The 458-nt window shown below is 42.1% G+C and carries 1 protein-coding gene; it reads right to left on the bottom strand.

Annotated features, from left to right (window positions below; genetic code table 11):
* Positions 1-248 (bottom strand): helix-turn-helix domain-containing protein (locus tag KSU54_RS18645; RefSeq protein ID WP_217751170.1); only part of this gene is annotated, 248 nt, incomplete at its 3' end.
* Positions 249-458 lie beyond the last annotated feature (210 nt).

Here is a 458-nt window from a genome sequence, read left to right as displayed (position 1 = left end):
AATGCGTCAGTCGTTGGAAAACGGACAGACAGATAATCAACGAGCAGATAAAAAGGCTTATCGCAGATATAGTAATTCAGACAACGCAGGATAATGTTCTGTGTTTCCTTGCTGGCGTTAGCTTTTCCGTTCTCAAAGCGGTTGATACTATATCTTGATACATGGGTAAGACTTGCAAGTTCTCCTTGTGAAAGACCGCTGGCAAGACGTTTGTTCTTCATTTCAAGTGCAAATTCTAAATTGTTCATTGTATTCCTCCAATCCCACAATAGCCTTGAAATACCTGTAAACCACCTTTCAAAAAGTGTGATATGTACTATCTTCTTAAAACCTCTCATTACTACTCACAGGTTTGGGGGTGTATGGTTTTTGACTTGTCTTTTGTGAAATAGTGCCCCCCTGTTAGATAACGGGGGCACAGTCAAGGCTCGCAGGCTCGCCAGCCGACAAAGCATTTC

The sequence above is a fragment of the Erysipelatoclostridium sp. MSK.23.31 genome (genome assembly GCF_019125875.1).
Lineage (GTDB): Bacteria > Bacillota_I > Bacilli_A > Erysipelotrichales > Coprobacillaceae > Thomasclavelia > Thomasclavelia ramosa.
Note: the sequence above shows the minus strand (reverse complement) of the source record. Positions and strands in the feature narration are given on the sequence as shown.